The organism is Streptomyces sp. NPDC059900 (genome assembly GCF_050270335.1).
GTDB lineage: Bacteria > Actinomycetota > Actinomycetes > Streptomycetales > Streptomycetaceae > Streptomyces.
In genome coordinates, this window is sequence record NZ_JBNNJZ010000032.1 from 2,125 (window position 1) to 21,566 (window position 19,442).

Below are 19,442 nucleotides of genomic sequence, written 5' to 3' on the forward strand. Positions count from 1 at the left end.
AGTGGCCCGCGAGCGAGCCCGCAGGAACTAGGCCTGCTCGTCGAAGAGGCTCGTCACCGAACCGTCCTCGAAGACCTCGCGCACCGCGTTCGCGATGGTCGGCGCGATCGAGAGGACCGTGATCTTGTCGAGCTCCAGGTCGCCCGGGTCGGGCAGCGTGTCCGTGAACACGAACTCGCTCACCTTGGAGTTCTTCAGACGGTCCGCGGCCGGGCCGGAGAGCACGCCGTGCGTGGCCGTCACGATGACGTCCTCCGCGCCGTGCGCGAACAGGGCGTCGGCGGCGGCGCAGATCGTGCCACCCGTGTCGATCATGTCGTCGACCAGGACGCAGACGCGGCCCTCGACCTCACCCACGACCTCGTGGACGGTGACCTGGTTGGCGACGTCCTTGTCACGGCGCTTGTGCACGATGGCCAGCGGGGCGCCGAGACGGTCGCACCAGCGGTCGGCGACCCGGACGCGGCCCGCGTCCGGGGAGACCACGGTCAGCTTCGAGCGGTCGACCTTCGCGCCCACGTAGTCCGCGAGGATCGGCAGCGCGAAGAGGTGGTCGACCGGGCCGTCGAAGAAGCCCTGGATCTGGTCCGTGTGCAGGTCGACCGTGAGGATGCGGTCCGCGCCCGCGGTCTTCATCAGGTCCGCCACCAGACGGGCCGAGATCGGCTCGCGGCCGCGGTGCTTCTTGTCCTGGCGCGCGTAGCCGTAGAACGGCACGATCACGGTGATGGAGCGGGCCGACGCGCGCTTCAGCGCGTCGATCATGATCAACTGCTCCATGATCCACTTGTTGATCGGAGCCGTGTGGCTCTGGATCAAGAAGCAGTCCGCCCCGCGGGCCGACTCCTGATACCGCACATAGATCTCGCCGTTGGCGAAATCGAAAGCCTTCGTCGGCACGATGCCGACACCCAGCTTGTGTGCGACCTCCTCGGCCAACTCGGGGTGGGCGCGGCCGGAGAAGAGCATCAACTTCTTCTCGCCGGTCGTCTTGATCCCGGTCACAGCACTAGTCTCCTCAGACGAGTTTTTCCCGCTGCCGTCCCCGCACGCTCCGGAAAAATGCAGTCCGCAGCGCTGAGCCGGCCGAAATGGTGTGCATCTATCACGGTACGCCGTGTCCGACGCACCTGTTTCCGGTCAGCTTCCGCCGGCCGGCTTCCCGGGCTTCCCGGACGACGCCTCCGCCGCCCTCGCGGCCGCGCTGCCCGGACGCTTGCGCGCCACCCAACCCTCGATATTCCTTTGCTGGCCACGGGCCACGGCCAGCGAACCGGCCGGAACGTCCTTCGTGATGACCGACCCCGCAGCCGTGTAAGCACCGTCCCCGACCGTGACAGGAGCCACAAACATGTTGTCCGAACCCGTCTTGCAGTGCGACCCCACCGTCGTGTGGTGCTTGGCCTCGCCGTCGTAGTTCACGAAGACGCTCGCGGCACCGATGTTGGTGTAATCACCGATCGTCGCGTCGCCCACGTACGAAAGATGCGGAACCTTCGTGCCCTCGCCGATGTTCGAGTTCTTCATCTCCACGAACGTCCCCGCCTTGGCCTTCAGGCCGAGCCGGGTGCCCGGCCGCAGATACGCGAACGGACCGACGCTCGCCTGCTCCCCGACCTCCGAGTCGTACGCGACCGTGTTGTCCACCCGGGCACCGGCACCGACCCTGGTGTTCGTCAGACGGGTGTTGGGCCCGACCTCGGCGCCCTCACCGAGATGCGTGGCGCCGTGCAGCTGCGTGCCGGGGTGCACCAGCGCGTCCTGCTCGTACGTCACCGTCGCGTCGATCCACGTCGACGCCGGGTCCACGACCGTGACGCCGGCCAGCATCGCCTCCGTGAGGAGGCGGTCGTTCAAGGTGCGGCGGGCCTCGGACAGTTGTACGCGGTTGTTGATCCCCGCGATCTCCTCGTGATCGCCGGTGACGGCCGCACCCACGCGATGCCCCGCTTCACGCAGGATCCCCAGAACATCGGTCAGGTACTCCTCGCCCTGGCTGTTGTCCGTACGCACCTTGCCCAGCGCCTGCGCGAGCAGCTGCCCGTCGAACGCGAAGACCCCGGAGTTGATCTCACGGATCGCGCGCTGCGTCTCCGTGGCGTCCTTGTGCTCGACGATGGCCGTCACCGCGCCGCTCTCGCCGTCCCGCACGATGCGGCCGTACCCGGTCGCGTCCGGGACCTCGGCGGTCAGCACCGTCACGGCGTTGCCGTCGCCCGTGTGCGTCGCGGCCAGCTGCCGGAGGGTCGCGCCGGTCAGCAGCGGGGTGTCGCCGCAGACGACGATGACGGTCCCGTCCACGGCGCCGCCGAGCTCGTCCAGACCGATGCGGACGGCGTGCCCGGTGCCCTTCTGCTCGCTCTGGTAGGCCGTGCGCACGTCCGGAGCGATGGCCCCCAGGTGCGCGACGACCTTCTCGCGGGCGAATCCGACGACGGTGACGAGCCGCTCCGGACTCAGCGCGTACGCGGCTTCGAGCACGTGCCCGATGAGAGAACGCCCGCAGATCTCATGCAGGACCTTGGGGGTGGCCGACTTCATGCGGGTGCCCTCACCCGCTGCAAGGACGACGACGGCTGCCGGGCTGTTGGCGCTCACGGGGGTGCCCTTCGGCTTCGGATGTGCGGGGAGTGGACATCCGCAGGATACCGGGGCGTTGTGGGCCGGAAATGAGGGCGGGTCCCGACCTTGAGGTCAGGACCCGTTCCGTGCTGCTCCCGGGGAAGGAATCGAACCCTCATTCAATGGACCAAAACCATTTGTCCTGCCATTAGACGACCCGGGATGGTCTGCGCGCTATGCCCGATTCGGCTGATCGGTTCGACGCGCGGACAACACTATGCCGTACCAAGCGCCTTCGACGCGACGGTACAAGTCCGCGCTCTGCAGGACTTTGACCACGAGGCAGCCGTGGTAGGCGGTGCCCACGTTCTTGCGGACGGTTCTCGGGTTGTGCCTTTTGAGCGTCGTCTTGTTGAAGGCGCCGCGATCGGCGCCGACCAGGTCGGCCCAGTACTGCTCGGCGGCTGCCACGTCGGCCGATTCATGGATCAGCACCGAGAAGCGCAGGCGTCGGCGTTCCACTTCGAGAAGGTCGAGCCAGGCCAGGAACACCTGGACCATCCCCGGGTCGCTGTTCACGAACGTGACGTTCTCCCGGCGGGCGTACGGCTTGTCCTTGCTTCCCTCGGACCAGTAGAGGCCGACGCCCACCATGAACAGTTCGCGGTCGGACAGCGTGCCGATCTCGCCGGCTGCCGCTTCCTTGGTCCGCCGGCGCTCCTCCTCGCGGCGACGCATGGTGGCCTCCCAGCCGCGCTTGGCGATGGCTGAGGCCTCCTCGCTGGTGCGCCGCCGTTCCGGCTTCGGCAGGTCCCGTACCCACAGTGAGATCGAACCCTTGGAGCAGCCCAGCTCCAGCTGGATCTGGTCGTACGTCCGGCCCTGGATCCGCAGCTCTCGCGCCCGCTCCCGCAGGTCGTCCTTCGCGTTCGGGCGCTTTGTCCACTCCGGGGGCGGCTCGCCCTCCAGGAGGCGGTTGAGTATGTCGTTGTTGTGGATGAAGAGCCGGTCGCGGATCTGGCGGCGGCTCAGTCCCTCGCGCCGCAGCGCGATCGCCTGTTCCCGTAGTGCCTCGAAGTCCGCGTACTTGTCCGTGATTTCCGTCATGCGGTGAGCCTTGTCCGGAATGCGGGCGTCCGGCAGGAGGGCGAAAGAGGTTCAACGGTTCGAGGGAATTCCGGCCGTTTCGTTTCGCATCGAACAGCGCGTGTGTTCGATCACTGAGCCGGAAACTCGCCGGAAAAGGAGGGCTTGTCGCCCGTAGGCTGGGAGGTATGACCACGACGGGGGAGAGCCACAGTGCGGCCGTGACTGGGCCGTGGTGGTGGGAGCGGCGGCGTAGTGCCGTGCTGGATGTGGGGCTCGCGTTGGTGTCGGCCGCGGAGTGCGGGGCCGAGGGGGTCACGTTCTCGGGGGATACGGGGATTCCCGCGGCGGTGGGTGTGGGGTTCGGCGTGCTCGCCGGGTTCTCGCTGGTGCTGCGGCGGCGGTGGCCCATTGCCGTGGTGCTTGTCTCCATTGCCATTACGCCTGCTCAGATGGGGATTTTCCTCACCGTTGTCGGGCTCTACACGCTTGCCGCCTCCGAGCTGCCCCGGCGGATCATCGGGTCGCTGGCCGGAATGTCTCTGCTCGGGACGCTCATCGTCACGCTGGTGCGGACGCGGCAGGACATGGAGAGCGGGGACCTGGGGTTCGCGGAGGGGTTCATACCGTTCATCGCGATCACCACCTCGATCGGGCTGACCGCGCCGCCGATCCTGCTAGGGCTGTACGTCGGGGCCCGGCGGCGGCTCATGGAGAGTCTGCGGGAGCGGGCCGACAGCCTGGAGCGTGAGTTGCAGCTCCTTGCCGAGCGGGCCGAGGAGCGGGCCGAGTGGGCGCGCAACGAGGAGCGGACCCGGATCGCGCGGGAGATGCATGACGTCGTCGCGCACCGGGTGAGTCTGATGGTCGTGCATGCGGCCGCCTTGCAGGCCGTGGCGAGGAAAGATCCCGAGAAGGCCGTGAAGAATGCCGCCCTGGTCGGGGACATGGGGCGGCAGGCGCTGACCGAGCTGCGCGAGATGCTCGGTGTGCTGCGGACCGGGGAGCCGACGCCCCCGGCGGGTGGCCGGCACGGTTCGGTCTCCGATGTGGTGCCGCTGGCCGCCGTGGGGTTCGCCGCCGCGGCGGCCGCCTCGCGTGCGGTGGACGAGGACGGGCCGTGCCTGGCGGAGCTCGATGAGCTGGTGGGGCAGTCCCGTGCGGCGGGGATGGCGGTGGCGCTGTCCGTGGAGGGGGAGTCCCGCGGGTATGCGGCGGACGTGGAGCAGACCGCGTACCGCGTGGTCCAGGAGGCGTTGACGAACGTGCACAAGCACGCGGCGGGCGCCAAGACGTATGTCCGCCTCGCGCATCGCGGGGCGGAGATCGCGATGCAGGTGGAGAACGAACCGCCGCCCGAGGCGGGGCCCGGGGATGCCCGGCTGCCCAGTGGGGGCAACGGTCTGGTGGGCATGAAGGAGCGGGTCACCGCGCTGGGCGGGGTGTTCGTGTCGGGGCCGACGGACGCGGGCGGCTTCCGCGTGTCCGCGGTACTGCCCACGGCGGCGGCCGTCGCGGAGGCGTGAGCGGGGCCTTCCCGGGCCGCCCGGAAGGCCCTGCTCGGTTCAGCCCGCTTTGAGGCGTTCCGGTTGGGTGCCTGAGGTCAGGGTGGACAGGGCCTCGTCGATGTGGGAGCCGAGGTACCAGTCGCCGCTGTGGTCGAGGCTGTAGACGCGGCCCTCCGCGTCGATGGCGAGGAGCGCCTGGGTCTCCGTCTCCTCTCCTATGGGGCACACCTCGGTGTCGAGGGCGCGTCCCAGGTCGCCGAGCGTGCGGGCCAGGTGGAGCCCGTACAGGGGATCCAGGTGCACGGTGGCGGGCGCTATGTGGCGGCCGGGCCCCTGCGGTGTGATGTGCAGCCCGCCGAACTCGGCCCACGCCTCGACGGCGGCGGGGAAGACGGCGTGCTGGTGCCCGGCGGGCGAGGTGTGGCGGCGCAGGACGTCGGCCCAGATCTCGGCCTGCTTTATGTCCCAGCGTCCGGGGGTCCAGCCGGCGGCGCGCAGGGCCGCGTCGACGGGGACGGGAAAGCGGGGTGACGCGGCCGCCTGGGTCGCGGCATTCTCGGCGTGCTGTTCCGTGTGCATGGGCCCTCGTAGTGGTTCGCGGCTCGGTGTGGGGTCAGGCTTCCGGCGTCGTGGGGTCCACGATCCGTACGCCGAAGTGCGCCGTGAGGGCGGTGCAGGAGCGGCAGGGGCGGGCGAAGCCGCCGTGCAGGGGGTCGCCGTCCTCGCGGATGCGGCGGGTGGTGAGCTTGGCGTGCTTGAGGGCCTTGCGGGCCTCGCCGTTGGTCATCGGTTTTCGTGCCGCGCGTTTGGACCGGCTGCCGTCGGCCGCGGTGAGGTGGCGCGAGATGAGGATGGCTTCGGCACACCTTCCGGTGAAGCGTTCGCGCTGGCCGCTTGTGAGGGTGTCGAGGAAGTCCTGTACGAGTGGGTGCAGAGCGGGAGGTTCTTCGCCCCGCCCCGCGGTACAGGTGAGGGTCGCGCCGCGGACGGAGAGCGCGGCGGCGACGGTGGGAAGTATCCCGTCGCGGCGCTGGCGCAGTACGGGCGCGTGCGCGGAGGCGCTGCTCCAGCCGACGCGCGGATCACCCGCGTCGGCGGTCGCCGATGGCGCCGTCGTGGCCGCCGGGCGGCCGGTCGTGCCGGTCTGTGCCGTGTGCATGGTGGTGCTTCCCTCCCCGCAACTCGCGGTAGTGACCGCGTGTGCCACGCCCCCGCGTTGCGGTGACAGCCTGCCAAATGGGGCGGGTGGTGCGGAAGCTGGGGCGCCGCGACACGCCTGGCTTTCGTCGCACGGTGACGGTCCGGTGGCTGCTGGTCATGGAACCGGAGGCCCGGTGACCGGTGTCGTCCTTGCGCATAGGCTGTCGACATCCGCAGTCTGCGGAACGCAGGAAGAAGTACGCACAATCCACGCACATCGAATCCGACGCTCAGCGAATCCGACGTACAGCGAATCCACGCACAGTGATCCGCAGAACCATTAACAGTGCCGCAGGGGGCAACCGCCATGACGACAGGTCGGCTGGGGCAGCAAGCCGCGCCGCCGAACGCGGCCTACGCCGGGCAGGTCGTGCACTTCCCGGATCCGGTCCGGGCCACGCGCCATCCCAGAGGTGTGCGCGTCGACGAGCTCGGCTATCCGGACTTCTCGGCCTACGCGCGTGCGGCCGCCGAGATCGCCGAGCCCCCGGAGGGTTTCGGCGTCGACGAGCTGCGTCTGACGGACTACGTCTCGGCGAACGCGGCGATGGCCGCGGCGGACCACGACCTGTGGGACACGATTCCGCCGGTGGCGACCCCGCACGGCTGGACCTGGCACCACGTGCCCGGCGGCAGGCGCCTTGAGCTGGTCCCGGTCGAGGTGAAGGCGCTCCTGCGGCATCACGGCGGGCTCGCGACGACGCCGGTGGACCAGAACAAGCGGGGTACGCGCCCGCTCCAGGAGACGCGCCCCGCGCATCTGGCGCTGCCGAAGTCGGCGGTCGCGGTGAGCGAGCAGGACGTCCTGGGCGTCGAGGAGGACCTGGGCTACCGGCTGCCGGGCGCCTACCGTTCCTTCCTGAAGGCGGCGGGCGGCTGCGCGCCGGTGGGTACGGCGCTCGACGCCGAGCTCGGTCTCCTGATCGACCAGCCGTTCTTCACGGTGCGGGACGAGGCCGCGGTCAATGACCTGGTGTACGTGAACAAATGCCTGCGGGACCATCTCACCAAGGACTACCTGGGAGTCGGTTTCGTGCAGGGCGGCATTCTCGCCGTGAAGGTCAAGGGTGACCGGATCGGGTCGGTGTGGTTCTGCGCGTACGACGACGCGCGGGACGTATCGGAGGCGGCCGCCTGGTCACCCGCCGAGCGGGTGGAGCGGCTGCTGCTGCCGTGCGGTGACGACTTCGACGCCTTCCTGGCGCGGCTCGCGGGCAATCCGCCGGAGTTGGAGACCGTGGCGAACCTGATGGTGGACGGCGGCTTCGCGCACGCCGTCCCGGTGGGGGAGTGACTTGTCGATGGTGACCTTCGCGCAGGCGCAGGAGCGCGCCGAGGAGTGGATCAACGCCGATGTGCCCGGCTACCAGCATCGCGAGGTGCGGGTGCGGGAGTTCGAGCTCGGGTTCGTCGTGTGGGCGGAGGACCGTGAGAACGGTCCGGTGTCCGACGGCGGCCGGCAGCGGCTCGTCATCGCACGGGACAGCGGTGAGGCCACGCTCTGGCCGGGGCTGCCGGTCGGTGAGGTGATCCGCCGGTACGAGGAGGAGTACGGCCTGCCGGACGCGGCGCCGGAGGATGCGGCGCCGCCCGCGCCGGAGCGGGTCGACCTGAATCAGACGTCGTTCCTGTTGAGCCCCCCGGAGTGGCTCCAGGAGGCGGCGGACAAGCTGGGCATTCCGGATCGCAGGGCGGGGTCGGGGAGTTCGGCGGGGGCGGCGAGTGCGGCCAGCGCTGCGGGGCCTGCGGGTGCTGCGGCTTCGTCTGCGCCGGGTGCGCCGTCTGCGCCGGGTGCGTCCGACGGGGGTGCGGGGTACGGCGGTTCGACGCCGGGTGCGCCGTCTGCGCCTGCCGCGCCTTCTGCGCCCGCCCCTGCTGCCGCTCCCGGGGCTCCCGGCGGGGGTACGCCGTGGCCTGCGGCCGGGGCGTCGGACGCGCCGGTCGGGGCCACCCCGTGGGCCGGTACGGACACCAACGCCGATACAGGCGACGACCGTTCGGTGCCCGCGCCCGCGACGGTGTTCGCGCCGCCGCTGGTCGGCGGTGACGACGATGACACTCCGCCGCCCGGTGTGGCCCCCGAGGCCAAGACCGCGCTGATGCACGGCGGCAGCGGTCTTCCGTCCACGACGGTCGCGCCCGCGCTCGACGACCGTGGCCCCGGCCAGTCCCCGCCGCCGGGAGCCGGTGCTCCGGACCCGGCCGCGTACGGCTATCCGCAGGGCCCCGGCGCGCAGCCCCCGGCCGCTCCGACGGCTCCGGGGCCGAACCTCCCGCCGCCGCCCGCCGGTGCCGCGGTGAACATGCCGCCGCCTCCGGGCGTCAGCCCTCCGGACCCGGCCGCTTACGGCTACCCGCAGGGCCCGGCGCCCGCCGCCGCCCAGCACTCCGCGCCCCCCGGTGCGGGGGACATCGCCGACGCCGCGACCAGCAAGGCGCAGGCTCCGCCGCGCGGTGCCCGCGGTGGCGGTGCGACCACGCCGCCGCCTCCCGGTGCTCCGGGGGTGCCCGGCGCCGCCGGGGGTACACCGCCGCCGTCCGGGCCCGGTGCTCCGGGCACCCCGGCGGGCGGTTACGTCCCGACGCAGCTCGTCTCGTCGCTCGGCCCCGACGGACCCCAGCCGCCCGCGGCTCCGGACGCCCCGCAGCCTCCCGGCGCCCCGAACCCGCCCGGCAGCACCCCGCCCCCCGGCGGCGGTGTCCACCACGCGGCGACGATGCTGGCGGACCCGAGCCTTGGTGGTCCCGGCGGTATCAAGCCGCCGGGTGCTCCCGGCGCTCCGGGTGCCCCGCAGCCTCCTGGCCCGCCCGGCGCTCCGGGTGCTCCCGGTGCCCCGCAGCCCCCCGCCGCTCCCGGCGCCCCCGCCGCCCCCGGCGGCGGTGTCCACCACGCCGCGACCATGCTGGCCGGACCCGCGGTCGGCGGCCCCGGCGCGCCCATGCCGCCGCAGGCCCCCGGCGCCCCAGGTGCTCCCGGCATGCTGCCCCCGGCGCCGGGCCAGCCCGCTCCCGGTCAGCCCTACGGCTACCCGCAGCCGCCCACCGGTCAGCCGACCGTCGGCCCCGGCTACCAGGCCGTGCTCCGTTACCGCGCGCAGGACGGCTCCGAGCAGCAGCTCATCCGCCGTTCGGCGCCCGGCACGCCGCACCCGGAGTGGCAGATCCTGCACGAGCTGCGCGGCATGAACGTGCCGCCGCAGCAGGTGCTCGAACTCCACACGGAGCTGGAGTCCTGCGAGCTGCCGGGCGCGTACTGCGCCCGCATGATCCGGGAGACCTGGCCGCAGGCGCGGATCACGAGCATCGCCCCGTACGGCAGGGACCACGCGTCCCGGCAGGGCGGCATGCAGCAGCTCATCGCGCACCAGGCCGAGCTGCACCAGGTCGCGGACGGTCCCGCGCGCCCCGCGCCGGTGCGCGCGCCGCTGCCGCAGGTGCAGCCCGCGCCGCCGATCCCGCCGGAGGGCGTGGCGCAGGAGCTGGTGGGCGCGTTCGGGCCCGGCATCTTCCGCTTCGACCAGCGGGCGGTGTCCCGGCAGGGCGTGCCCGACCTCGTGGCGCACACGCTCGTCGTGGCGGGTCTGCCCGTCGACTTCGGTCCGTTCTTCTGGGCGCAGGCCCAGCCGGGGCGTCCGGTGCCGACTCTCGCGGAGATGGCGCAGGAGCGCGGGGTGCAGCCGGCGTCCGACGCGGGGTCGTACCTCGTGATGGGCAGTGACTTCGGCCGCGCGATCTGCGTCCAGTACGGCACGGCGAACATCGTCGCCGTGCCCGTGGAGGCCGGTCCCGGCGGTGCTCCGGTGCCGCCGCAGTTCGTGAACACGGGCCTGCCCGAGTTCGCGCGCTGCCTGGCGCTGCTCGGCCGGATGTGGCGGCTGCGCTTCGGGCTCAACCAGGAGCAGGCGGGCCGCTGGACCGTCGACTTCCAGAGCCAGCTCGCGGCACTCGACCCGGCGGCGCTCGCGTCGCCGGAGAGCTGGTGGTCGGTGCTTCTCGAGCAGATGTGGGACGGCCTGCTGTAGTTCACGCCGTGCCGAGTGGGCGTCCGATCCCGTGTGGGGTCGGGCGCCCCTCGCGTTTTCCGGGCCGTCGTACCCCCGATTCCGACTTCTGATGGCAAATGGCGCATCCTTGAGCGGATGAGATGTGCGGAGTGTCGCGTTATGAGCGCTTCCGCTTGATCCATCAAGATGTGCGCCAATCACGCAGTACGCGCGTGGAGCGTCGGAGGAGGGATTCAACGATGAGCAGCGGTGCAACGGCGTCGGAGCACGGTTTCGTCGCCGTGCGCGGGCGTGGCTACCGTCCCGAGCAGGTGGAGGCGTACGCCCTCGAACTGTCCGAGGACCGCGACGGCGCGTGGGAGCGTGCCGCCCGGCTCACCGTCCTCGCCAAGGAGATGGAGGCGGAGGCGGAGCGGCTGCGGGACGTGGTCTCGCGTCTCGCCCCGCAGACGTACGAGGAACTCGGCGAGCGCGCGCAGAGGATCCTGGCCCTGGGCGAGGAGGAGGTCGCCGCCGTGCGCGACGCGGCCGATGCCGACGTGCGGGCCATGGCGGAGGCGGCCGACGCGGAGTCGCAGAAGCTGCGTGAGGCGGCTCGCGCGTACGCCGACGAGATCCTCGGCGAGGCCGACGAGCGGGCCCGGCAGCGGCTGCTCGCCTGCCGTGCCGCCGCTGACGAGTCGCGGATCGGGGCCCGGCACGACGTGAAGGAGTGGCGGGGCGAGGCCCTTGCCGCGCTGCGGGAGACGCGGGAGCGCAGTGCCGCGCTGCTCGAGGAGCAGGAGAAGGAGCAGGCCGAGCGGTGGGAGGCCGCCGAGCGGGAGATCGCCGAGCGGGAAGCGGAGGCGGACGCGCGGGAGGCTTCGCTGGTGGCCGCGGCGGAGGAGCGCCTGTCCGAGGCGAAGCGGGCCCTTGCCGAGGCGGAGGAGTCCGCTCGGCACGGGCAGGAGGACGCGGAGGCGCGGGGCGCGGAGTTGATCGCTGCCGCGGTGGCGCGGGAGGAGGGCATCGCGCGGGACACCGAGCGGATGCTGCGGGAGCACGGGGAGGAGTGGGACGAGGTGCGGGCGCACATGGAGCATGTGCGCAGCAGTCTCGCTGCGCTGACCGGGCGGGCCGCCGCTGAGGGAACCCCCTAGGCTCCTCCACCCCCATCCGCCCGTTGCTCCGTGTCGAGTCCTTCCCGGTAAGAGCTACCTCCTTGTCACCCCCGCCAGGATCCAGCCCTCCACCGCCTCGTACCGCTTGCGTTGGTCCTCCGATTCCCGGGGGCCCGATGACACCGTGCCCAGCCAGCCCAGGAGGAAGCCGAGGGGGATGGAGGCGATTCCTGTGGTGGTGAAGGGGAACCAGTTGAAGTCGTGGTCCGGGAAGGCCGAAGTGGGGGCGCCCGAGACCAGGTTGGTGCCCGTCATGAGGATGACGGAGCCGAGGGTGCCGCCGATGAGGGTCCACAGCAGGCCCCGGCGGGTGTAGCGGCGCCAGAAGAGGCTGTAGACCAGCGCCGGGGCGAGTGCCGATGCGCCCAGGCAGAAGGAGAGGGTCACCAGCGGTTGCAGGTTGTGGTGCTGGACCAGGACCGCCAGGACGATCGCCACGCCCCCCACGGCGAGCGCGGAGACGCGGGCCAGTGTCATCTCGCGGCGCGGGGTGAGGTCCCTGCGCAGGTGCGCGAAGACGTCGTGGGCGAGGGAGTTGGCGCAGGCCAGGATCATTCCGGCGACCGAGGCGAGCAGGGTCAGGAAGATCGCCGTGGTGACCGTCGTGAAGATGAGGGTCTCCGCCGTCGAGGCGTTGGCCCCGAACACCGCCCTGGAACCGAGCAGGTACGCCGTGTTGCCCTGCGGGTCCGCCTGCGCGATCGCCGCCCGCCCGACCATCGCCGTCGCGCCGAAGCCGACGATCGCGATGATGAGGACGAAGAGCGCCACCGACGACACCGCCCACGACATCGACCGGCGCACTTCACGCGCGCTGCGCGCCGTGTACATCCGCATCGTGACGTGCGGCAGGCACGCCCCGCCCAGTACGACCGTGAGTTCCGAACTGATCATGTCGAGGCCGGGGTGGGGTCCTCCCGCGAACTGGAGTCCGGACCGGAGGAAGGCGGGGCCCACTCCGCTGCCCTTCTCGGCGGCGGCCAGGAGCGCGCCCGGGTCCCAGTCGAAGCGGCGCAGGATCAGGGCGGCGATGACCGCTCCGGAGCCGAGCAGCATCACGATCTTCAGGATCTGGATGAGGGCGGTGCCCTTCATGCCGCCGATCGCCGCGTAGCTGATCATGAGTGCGCCCAGGGCGACGACGCAGCCCGTCTTCACGCCCTCGCCGGAGAAGCCGAGGATGAAGGAGAGCAGGTCGCCCGCGCCCGCGAGTTGCACCAGCATGAGCGGGATCAGCGCGGCCAGCGTCGCCGCGCACGCGGTGATCCGTACGGCACGCCCCGGCATCCGGCGGGCCAGTACGTCGCCCATGGTGAACTGGCCCGCGTTGCGCAGGGGTTCGGCGAGCAGGAACATCAGGAGCATCAGGGACAGGGCGGTGCTCAGGGCGAGGACCACGCCGTCGTATCCGAGGAGGGCGATGATTCCGCCCGTGCCGAGCACGGTCGCCGCCGAGATGTAGTCCCCCGCGATGGCCAGGCCGTTGCGCATCGGCGACAGCGCACCGTAACCCGCGTAGAACTCGCCGAGATCGTCGCGGTCGGGGCCCGTCATGACGCACAGGAGCAGCGTGAGCGTGACGACGGCGGTGAACGCCACCAGGGACATCGCCTGCGCCGAGTCGGCGGCCAGCGTGACGTACGAGGTCATCGGTTGGCCTCCAACTCCGCCAGTTTGCGCAGGCGTTCGGACAGCGGGTCGACCCGGCGGCGGGCGGTGAACTCGTACAGCGCTATGGCGACGAGGGTGACGGGGACCTGGCACAGGCCGAGCAGCAGGCCGGTGGTCAGGCCGCCGGAGACCGTGTCCGTCATCAGGGACGGGGCGAAGGCGGAGAGGATCAGGAAGAGCGTGAAGTAGCCGAGCGCGGTGAGGGTGGCGACGCGGCGCTGCCAGCGGTAGGCGCTGCGCAGGTGGCGCAGGTCGCTGTGGCGGCCGAGCGCGGGATGGCGGGGGAGCTTCGGCCGTGGCGGGGGCGCCGGCGGTGCGGCGGGCTGCCAGGGGTAGGTGAGGTGCGTGGGGCCGGTGGGGTCAGTTGCGTAGCCGGGATTGGCGGGATTGGCGGGATCGGCGGGTGCGACGGGCTCGGTGGGGCCGGCGGGGTAGGCCGGATACGAGGGGGAGGAGGCGTGCGGGGGGAGGTGGGGGTGGTAGGCGTGGTGGGGGTGGTGAGGTTCCCGGGGACGGGCGGACTGCTGTGACCGGTCGGGGTGTTGGGGCTGGTGAGGGTAGGGCATCCCGGTTCTCCTTGCGCGGCGTCGGTCCGGTGCGGGACCGCAGGGAGCAGAGCTGGGAATCGAGCACGTTACTCGTAAGTAGTAGAGCCGCGTAAGGGTTTGCCCATACTGGATGGTCGGTTTATTCGGCCGGTCTGTTCACGGGGTCTTTGCGCGCGGTCTGTTCGGTGTTCTCCCTGCTCTCCGGGGGTTCCGGCGCTCCGTTTTCCGGGCCCTGCGCGCCGATTACCGGAAAGCGCCGAGGGGCCAGGAACACCAGTACGAGGAGTGCGAGCACCGCCGCGCAGCCCGCCCCCACGTACACCGTGTCCACCGCCGAGTCGACCGCGCGCCGCAGCCGTTCGGGGTCGGCGACGGCGGCCGGGTTCTCCAGGGCCCGGGCCACCGAGTCCAGGGAGCCCGCGCCGCCGAGCCGCGAGGTCAGGACCCCGTTGGCGACCGCGCCGAACAGGGCGGCGCCCAGGGTCTGGCCTATCTGGCGGCAGAAGAGGATGGACGCGGTGGCCGTGCCGCGCTCGGACCAGCCGACGGTGGACTGCACCCCCACGATCAGCGGCAGTTGGAAGAGACCGAGTGCCGCGCCGAGGAGCAGCATGATCAGGGCCGGCTGCCAGGCCTGGCCCGGATAGGGCAGGAAGGGGAACGCGAAGAGGAAGAGCGCGGCCCCGCCGATGCCGATGAGCGCCGTGTCGCGGAAACCGAGCCTGCGGTAGACGTGCTGGCTCAGGGCGGCGGAGACCGGCCAGCTCAGCGTCATCACGGAGAGCACGAACCCGGCGGCGATCGGCGCGAGGCCGAGCACGGACTGAGCGTACGTCGGCAGGAAGACCGTCGGCGCGACCATCAGGAGGCCGAGCGCGCCGAGCGCGAGGTTGACCGCGGCGATGGTGCGTCGGCGCCAGACCCAGCCGGGGATGATCGGTTCCGCCGCGCGCCGCTCGATGACCACGACGGCCCCGGCGAGCAGCAGCCCGCCCCCGAACAGCGCGAGCGACTGGGCCGACAGCCAGCCCCAGGCGACGCCGCCCTGCACGAGCGCGGTGAGCAGGACGCCGCCGCAGGCGAAGACGGTGAGCGCGCCCGCCCAGTCGATGCGCCCCCGGATAACCGCCGCGCGCTCCGGCTCGTGCAGATGGCGCACGATCAGCCAGAGGGCGACCGCGCCGATGGGCAGGTTGATCAGGAAGATCCAGCGCCAGTCGGCGTACGCGGCGATCAGTCCGCCGAGGGCCGGGCCCGCGATGGACGAGGACGCCCACACGGTGGACAACTTGGCCTGGATCTTGGGGCGTTCCTTGAGCGGGTAGAGGTCGGCGGCGAGTGTCTGCACCGTCCCCTGGAGCGCGCCGCCGCCCAGGCCCTGGACGATGCGGAAGGCGATGAGCGCGCCCATGTTCCAGGCCACGGCGCACAGGGCCGAGCCGATCAGGAAGAGGATGCTGCCCGCGATGAGGACGGGCTTGCGGCCGAAGGTGTCGGAGAGCTTGCCGTAGATGGGCAGGGTGACGGTGACGGCGAGGAGATAGCCGGAGAAGAGCCAGGAGAAGACGGAGAAGCCGCCGAGGTCGCCGACGATCTGCGGGATGGCGGTCGAGACGATCGTGGAGTCCAGGGCGGCGAGCGCCATGGCGAGCATGAGGGCGGCGACCACGGGGCCGCGCCGCCGCCGTATGCCATCGCCATCCGCGCCCGGGGTGTCCGTGCCCGACGTGTCCCCGCCCGACGTTCCTGAGCCCGACGTCCTCGCGTCCGACGTCCCCCCGCCCGACGTCCCCGCGCCCGACCCATCCGCGTTGCCGTCCGCGTCCACCGAGATTCCTTCCCCCTGCATCTATTTGTTCCGGCCACCTTCTCACCCGGTCTGCCCCCGGGGGCAGGGGTGGAGAGCATCCCGGCAGGTGGGCCGGTGTCCGCTCGGCAGGAGGGTGGAGCGACCCCGAGAACCGCTCCACCGGGAGGTGGAGATCCCCTAAGGGATCCTCCGTACTACGGACCGGGGTGCGTTCGTACTGCTGGAGGACGAGAAGGCCCCTGCCGCTTCTTAGATTGGCTTTATGCCGACGGGGGCGGGCCAGGCAGGACGTCGGTGGCGGGCCGGGCAGGACACGGCCCGGGTCCGACCAGCCACACCTTCGGGGGTGGGGTTTTCCCCAGCAGAAGACTGCGCCGGGCACCAGGGTGCCCGGGCCGTCGGACGACCAGACTCTTTATGCGCGGCGAACACGCCCGGCCTACTGCATGACAGACTTAGGAGACTTACCGTGACATCGGCTGTAACCATTCCCAGGCACGGGGGCACTGGAGGGCGTACGGCCGTGGCGGCACGGGCGCGCCAGGTCGTGAAGGCGTACGGATCGGGGGAGACCCGGGTCGTCGCGCTCGACGAGATCGACGTGGACATCGCCCGCGGGCAGTTCACCGCGATCATGGGCCCGTCCGGCTCCGGCAAGTCGACCCTGATGCACTGCCTCGCGGGCCTCGACACCGTCTCCTCCGGGCAGATCTACCTCGACGAGACCGAGATCACCGGCCTGAAGGACAAGAAGCTCACGCAGCTGCGCCGGGACCGGATCGGCTTCATCTTCCAGGCGTTCAACCTGCTCCCGACGCTGAACGCCATCGAGAACATCACGCTCCCGATGGACATCGCGGGCCGCAAGCCCGACCGCGGCTGGCTCGACCAGGTCGTGGAGACCGTCGGTCTCGCGGGCCGCCTCAAGCACCGCCCCACCGAGCTCTCCGGCGGCCAGCAGCAGCGCGTCGCCGTGGCCCGCGCCCTGGCCGCGCGCCCCGAGATCATCTTCGGGGACGAGCCGACCGGAAACCTCGACTCCCGTGCCGGAGCGGAGGTGTTGGGCTTCCTGCGCAAGTCGGTGACCGAGCTCGGCCAGACCATCGTGATGGTCACGCACGACCCGGTGGCCGCCTCGTACGCGGACCGTGTCCTCTACCTCGCGGACGGCCGGATCGTCGACGAGATGTACTCGCCGACCGCCGACTCCGTCCTGGACCGCATGAAGGACTTCGACGCGCGGGGGCGTACGTCATGACCGTCCTCAAGACCTCCATGCGCAACTTCTTCGCGCACAAGGGCCGCATGGCGCTCTCCGCCGTGGCCGTGGTCCTGTCGGTGGCGTTCGTCTGCGGCACGCTCGTCTTCTCCGACACGATGAACACGACGTTCGACAAGCTCTTCGCGGCCACGTCCGCCGACGTCACCGTCACCTCCAAGTCCGCCACCGACCCCGGCGACCGGCCCGACACGGGCAAGCCCGAGTCGATGCCCGCGTCGGTCGTCGAGCGGGCGAAGAAGGCGCAGGGCGCCAAGTCCGCCGAGGGCGCGGTCAGCAGCGAGAGCGTCACCGTCGTCAACGCGAAGAAGAAGAACGTCGGCCCGACCAACGGCGGCCCGACCATCGCGGGCAACTGGACGCACAACGACCTGCGTTCGATGGACATCACCTCCGGGCACGCCCCGCGCGGTCCCACCGACGTGATGGTCGACGCCGACACCGCCGAGAAGCACCACCTGAAGATCGGTGACGAGCTGCGCACCATCGCCGTCTCCGGCGACCACACCGCCAAGATTTCCGGCATCGCCACCTTCAAGGTCACCAACCCCGGTGCCGCGATCGTCTACTTCGACACCCCGACCGCACAGCGCGAACTCCTCGGCACCACCGGCCGGTTCACCCACGTCAACGTCACCGCCGATGCGGGCGTCAGCGACACCGTCCTCAAGCGCAACGTCGCCGGGGCCATGGGCGCGGACGGCTCCGCGTACCAGGTCAAGACGCAGCAGGAGACTTCGGACGACAACCGCGACAGCGTCAGCGGCTTCCTGGACGTCATGAAGTACGCGATGCTCGGCTTCGCCGGAATCGCCTTCCTCGTCGGCATCTTCCTCATCATCAACACGTTCTCGATGCTGGTCGCCCAGCGCACCCGCGAGATCGGCCTGATGCGCGCCATCGGATCGAGCCGCAAGCAGGTCAACCGCTCCGTGCTCGTCGAGGCCCTGATGCTCGGCGTCATCGGCTCGGTCCTCGGGGTCGGTGCGGGCGTCGGACTCGCCGTCGGCCTGATGCAGCTCATGTCCGGCATGGGCATGGAACTGTCCACGCAGGACCTCACCGTCAAGTGGACGACGCCCGTGGTGGGCATGGTCCTCGGCATCGTCGTCACCGTCCTCGCCGCCTACCTCCCCGCACGGCGCGCCGCCAAGGTCTCCCCGATGGCCGCCCTGCGCGACGCAGGAACCCCGGCCGACGGCAAGGCGAGCGCCCTGCGCGCGGTCATCGGCCTGGTCCTCACCGGCGCCGGCGCCTTCGGCCTCTACACCGCCTCGCAGGCCGACAAGGCGAGCGACGGTTCGCTCTTCCTGGGCGGCGGCGTGGTCCTGACCCTCATCGGCTTCGTCGTCATCGGCCCGGTCCTCGCGTCCGGCGTGGTCCGCGTCATCAGCGCCGTACTCCTTCGGTGGTTCGGCCCCGTGGGGCGGATGGCCGAGCGCAATGCCCTGCGCAATCCGCGCCGCACCGGCGCCACCGGCGCGGCCCTGATGATCGGCCTCGCGCTCGTCGCCTGCCTCTCGGTGGTCGGCTCCTCGATGGTGGCCTCCGCCACGGACGAGCTCGACAAGTCGGTCGGCGCGGACTTCATCATCCAGTCGAACAACGGCCAGGCGATCACCCCGAAGGCCGCGAAGTCCCTGGAGAAGGCCGACCACATCGCCCACATCACCCAGTACAAGGACATCAAGGCCGACCTGACGGCCCCCAACGGCAAGACCGCGAAGGAGGTCGGCCTGAGCGCGGCCGACGCGACGTACGCACAGGACCTGCGCAGCGAGACCGTCGCCGGCACGCTCGCCGACGCCTACAAGCCGGACTCCATGTCGGTCGGCGAGGACTTCGCCAAGGACCACGGCATCTCGGTGGGCGACAAGGTGAAGCTCGCCTTCGACCACGGCAGGACCGGCGAGCTCACGGTCCGGGCCATCACGTCGAGCGACGCGGCGATCGACGGCGGCGCGATGTACGTGAACATCAAGACCGCGGCGAAGTACCTGCCCGCCGACCGGATGCCGCCCAACATCATCATGTTCGCCAAGGCGGCCGAGGGGCAGCAGGACGCGGCGTACAAGTCGCTGAAGGCGGCCATGGCCGACTACCCGCAGTACAAGGTCATGGACCAGACCGACTTCAAGCAGACCCTGAAGGACCAGGTCGGCCAGATGCTGAACATGGTCTACGGCCTGCTCGGCCTCGCGATCATCGTCGCCATCCTGGGCGTCGTGAACACCCTGGCCCTCTCGGTGGTCGAGCGGACCCGCGAGATCGGCCTGATGCGGGCCATCGGCCTCTCACGCCGCCAGCTGCGCCGCATGATCCGCATGGAGTCGGTGGTCATCGCCCTCTTCGGCGCGCTGCTGGGCCTCGGCCTGGGGATGGGCTGGGGAGCGACGGCCCAGAAGCTGCTCGCCCTGGAGGGCCTGAAGGTCCTGGAAATCCCCTGGCCGACGATCATCACCGTGTTCATCGGCTCGGCCTTCGTGGGTCTGTTCGCGGCGCTCGTCCCCGCCTTCCGGGCGGGCCGGATGAACGTCCTGAACGCCATCGCCACGGAATAGCTCCCGCCACGGGGGTGCGGGAGACGGCCCCGGCGGGCGCTGCGGCGTCCGCC

Annotated in this window: 14 protein-coding genes and 1 tRNA gene; 6 read left to right on the forward strand and 9 right to left on the reverse strand. The window is 71.2% G+C overall.

The window, feature by feature from the left end; genetic code table 11:
• Positions 1-27: 27 nt before the first annotated feature.
• The 4 genes from ACQKIP_RS07740 to ACQKIP_RS07755 form a co-directional block, all read right to left on the reverse strand.
• Positions 28-1,005 carry a ribose-phosphate diphosphokinase gene (locus ACQKIP_RS07740; protein ID WP_190083527.1) on the reverse strand — a complete coding sequence of 326 codons (978 nt, stop codon included), beginning with the start codon at positions 1,003-1,005 and terminating at the stop codon, positions 28-30.
• 135 nt (positions 1,006-1,140) lie between these two features.
• Positions 1,141-2,598, reverse strand: a complete 1,458-nt coding sequence (gene glmU / locus ACQKIP_RS07745) for a bifunctional UDP-N-acetylglucosamine diphosphorylase/glucosamine-1-phosphate N-acetyltransferase GlmU (protein WP_365863872.1) — start codon at positions 2,596-2,598, stop codon at positions 1,141-1,143.
• A 116-nt stretch (positions 2,599-2,714) separates the two neighbouring features.
• Positions 2,715-2,785 (reverse strand) — tRNA-Gln (locus tag ACQKIP_RS07750).
• An 11-nt stretch (positions 2,786-2,796) separates the two neighbouring features.
• The gene (locus ACQKIP_RS07755; protein ID WP_365863871.1) at positions 2,797-3,669 is read right to left on the reverse strand and encodes a hypothetical protein; all 873 of its coding nucleotides are present in this window, start codon (positions 3,667-3,669) and stop codon (positions 2,797-2,799) included.
• A gap of 167 nt (positions 3,670-3,836) precedes the next feature.
• Here ACQKIP_RS07755 and ACQKIP_RS07760 point away from each other — a divergent pair, with 167 nt between their 5' ends.
• Complete coding sequence (locus ACQKIP_RS07760; protein WP_365863869.1) at positions 3,837-5,174, forward strand: sensor histidine kinase; 1,338 nt, start codon at positions 3,837-3,839, stop codon at positions 5,172-5,174.
• A gap of 39 nt (positions 5,175-5,213) precedes the next feature.
• On the opposite strand, the gene ACQKIP_RS07765 is transcribed toward ACQKIP_RS07760, so the two are convergent.
• The gene (locus ACQKIP_RS07765; protein WP_365863867.1) at positions 5,214-5,735 is read right to left on the reverse strand and encodes an SUKH-3 domain-containing protein; all 522 of its coding nucleotides are present in this window, start codon (positions 5,733-5,735) and stop codon (positions 5,214-5,216) included.
• 34 nt (positions 5,736-5,769) lie between these two features.
• Positions 5,770-6,315: a YwqJ-related putative deaminase gene (locus ACQKIP_RS07770; protein ID WP_365863865.1), complete on the reverse strand. Its 546-nt coding sequence runs from the start codon at positions 6,313-6,315 to the stop codon at positions 5,770-5,772.
• Between the two features lie 348 nt (positions 6,316-6,663).
• Here ACQKIP_RS07770 and ACQKIP_RS07775 point away from each other — a divergent pair, with 348 nt between their 5' ends.
• The 3 genes from ACQKIP_RS07775 to ACQKIP_RS07785 all read left to right on the forward strand — a co-directional run bounded on the left by ACQKIP_RS07775 (position 6,664) and on the right by ACQKIP_RS07785 (position 11,499).
• The gene (locus ACQKIP_RS07775; protein WP_365863863.1) at positions 6,664-7,650 is read left to right on the forward strand and encodes an SMI1/KNR4 family protein; all 987 of its coding nucleotides are present in this window, start codon (positions 6,664-6,666) and stop codon (positions 7,648-7,650) included.
• 7 nt (positions 7,651-7,657) lie between these two features.
• Complete coding sequence (locus tag ACQKIP_RS07780; protein ID WP_427742490.1) at positions 7,658-10,378, forward strand: SUKH-4 family immunity protein; 2,721 nt, start codon at positions 7,658-7,660, stop codon at positions 10,376-10,378.
• A gap of 221 nt (positions 10,379-10,599) precedes the next feature.
• A complete protein-coding gene (locus ACQKIP_RS07785) occupies positions 10,600-11,499 on the forward strand; it encodes a cellulose-binding protein (protein WP_365863859.1) in 900 nt (299 codons plus the stop codon).
• A 54-nt stretch (positions 11,500-11,553) separates the two neighbouring features.
• Here the strand turns inward: ACQKIP_RS07785 and ACQKIP_RS07790 are convergent, their stop codons facing one another.
• The 3 genes from ACQKIP_RS07790 to ACQKIP_RS07800 form a co-directional block, all read right to left on the reverse strand.
• Positions 11,554-13,170, reverse strand: a complete 1,617-nt coding sequence (locus ACQKIP_RS07790; RefSeq protein WP_365863857.1) for a cation acetate symporter — start codon at positions 13,168-13,170, stop codon at positions 11,554-11,556.
• Positions 13,167-13,757: a DUF485 domain-containing protein gene (locus ACQKIP_RS07795; protein ID WP_365863855.1), complete on the reverse strand. Its 591-nt coding sequence runs from the start codon at positions 13,755-13,757 to the stop codon at positions 13,167-13,169. Before ACQKIP_RS07795 ends, ACQKIP_RS07790 begins: the two co-directional genes overlap by 4 nt.
• A 121-nt stretch (positions 13,758-13,878) precedes the next feature.
• Positions 13,879-15,588, reverse strand: coding sequence for an MFS transporter (locus ACQKIP_RS07800; RefSeq protein WP_365863853.1), 1,710 nt, complete (start codon positions 15,586-15,588; stop codon positions 13,879-13,881).
• A gap of 430 nt (positions 15,589-16,018) precedes the next feature.
• On the opposite strand from ACQKIP_RS07800, the gene ACQKIP_RS07805 reads away from it, so the two are divergent.
• Complete coding sequence (locus ACQKIP_RS07805) at positions 16,019-16,807, forward strand: ABC transporter ATP-binding protein (RefSeq protein ID WP_361386845.1); 789 nt, start codon at positions 16,019-16,021, stop codon at positions 16,805-16,807.
• A complete protein-coding gene (locus ACQKIP_RS07810; protein ID WP_365863850.1) occupies positions 16,804-19,389 on the forward strand; it encodes an ABC transporter permease in 2,586 nt (861 codons plus the stop codon). Before ACQKIP_RS07805 ends, ACQKIP_RS07810 begins: the two co-directional genes overlap by 4 nt.
• The last annotated feature ends 53 nt before the right edge of the window (positions 19,390-19,442 follow it).

Coding starts and splice junctions, on each gene's coding strand:
- ACQKIP_RS07755 (WP_365863871.1), bottom strand. CDS start 3,669: ATGACGGAAATCACGGACAAGTACGCGGACTTCGAGGCACTACGGGAA.
- ACQKIP_RS07760 (WP_365863869.1), top strand. CDS start 3,837: ATGACCACGACGGGGGAGAGCCACAGTGCGGCCGTGACTGGGCCGTGG.
- ACQKIP_RS07765 (WP_365863867.1), bottom strand. CDS start 5,735: ATGCACACGGAACAGCACGCCGAGAATGCCGCGACCCAGGCGGCCGCG.
- ACQKIP_RS07770 (WP_365863865.1), bottom strand. CDS start 6,315: ATGCACACGGCACAGACCGGCACGACCGGCCGCCCGGCGGCCACGACG.
- ACQKIP_RS07775 (WP_365863863.1), top strand. CDS start 6,664: ATGACGACAGGTCGGCTGGGGCAGCAAGCCGCGCCGCCGAACGCGGCC.
- ACQKIP_RS07780 (WP_427742490.1), top strand. CDS start 7,658: ATGGTGACCTTCGCGCAGGCGCAGGAGCGCGCCGAGGAGTGGATCAAC.
- ACQKIP_RS07785 (WP_365863859.1), top strand. CDS start 10,600: ATGAGCAGCGGTGCAACGGCGTCGGAGCACGGTTTCGTCGCCGTGCGC.
- ACQKIP_RS07790 (WP_365863857.1), bottom strand. CDS start 13,170: ATGACCTCGTACGTCACGCTGGCCGCCGACTCGGCGCAGGCGATGTCC.
- ACQKIP_RS07795 (WP_365863855.1), bottom strand. CDS start 13,757: ATGCCCTACCCTCACCAGCCCCAACACCCCGACCGGTCACAGCAGTCC.
- ACQKIP_RS07800 (WP_365863853.1), bottom strand. CDS start 15,588: ATGCAGGGGGAAGGAATCTCGGTGGACGCGGACGGCAACGCGGATGGG.
- ACQKIP_RS07810 (WP_365863850.1), top strand. CDS start 16,804: ATGACCGTCCTCAAGACCTCCATGCGCAACTTCTTCGCGCACAAGGGC.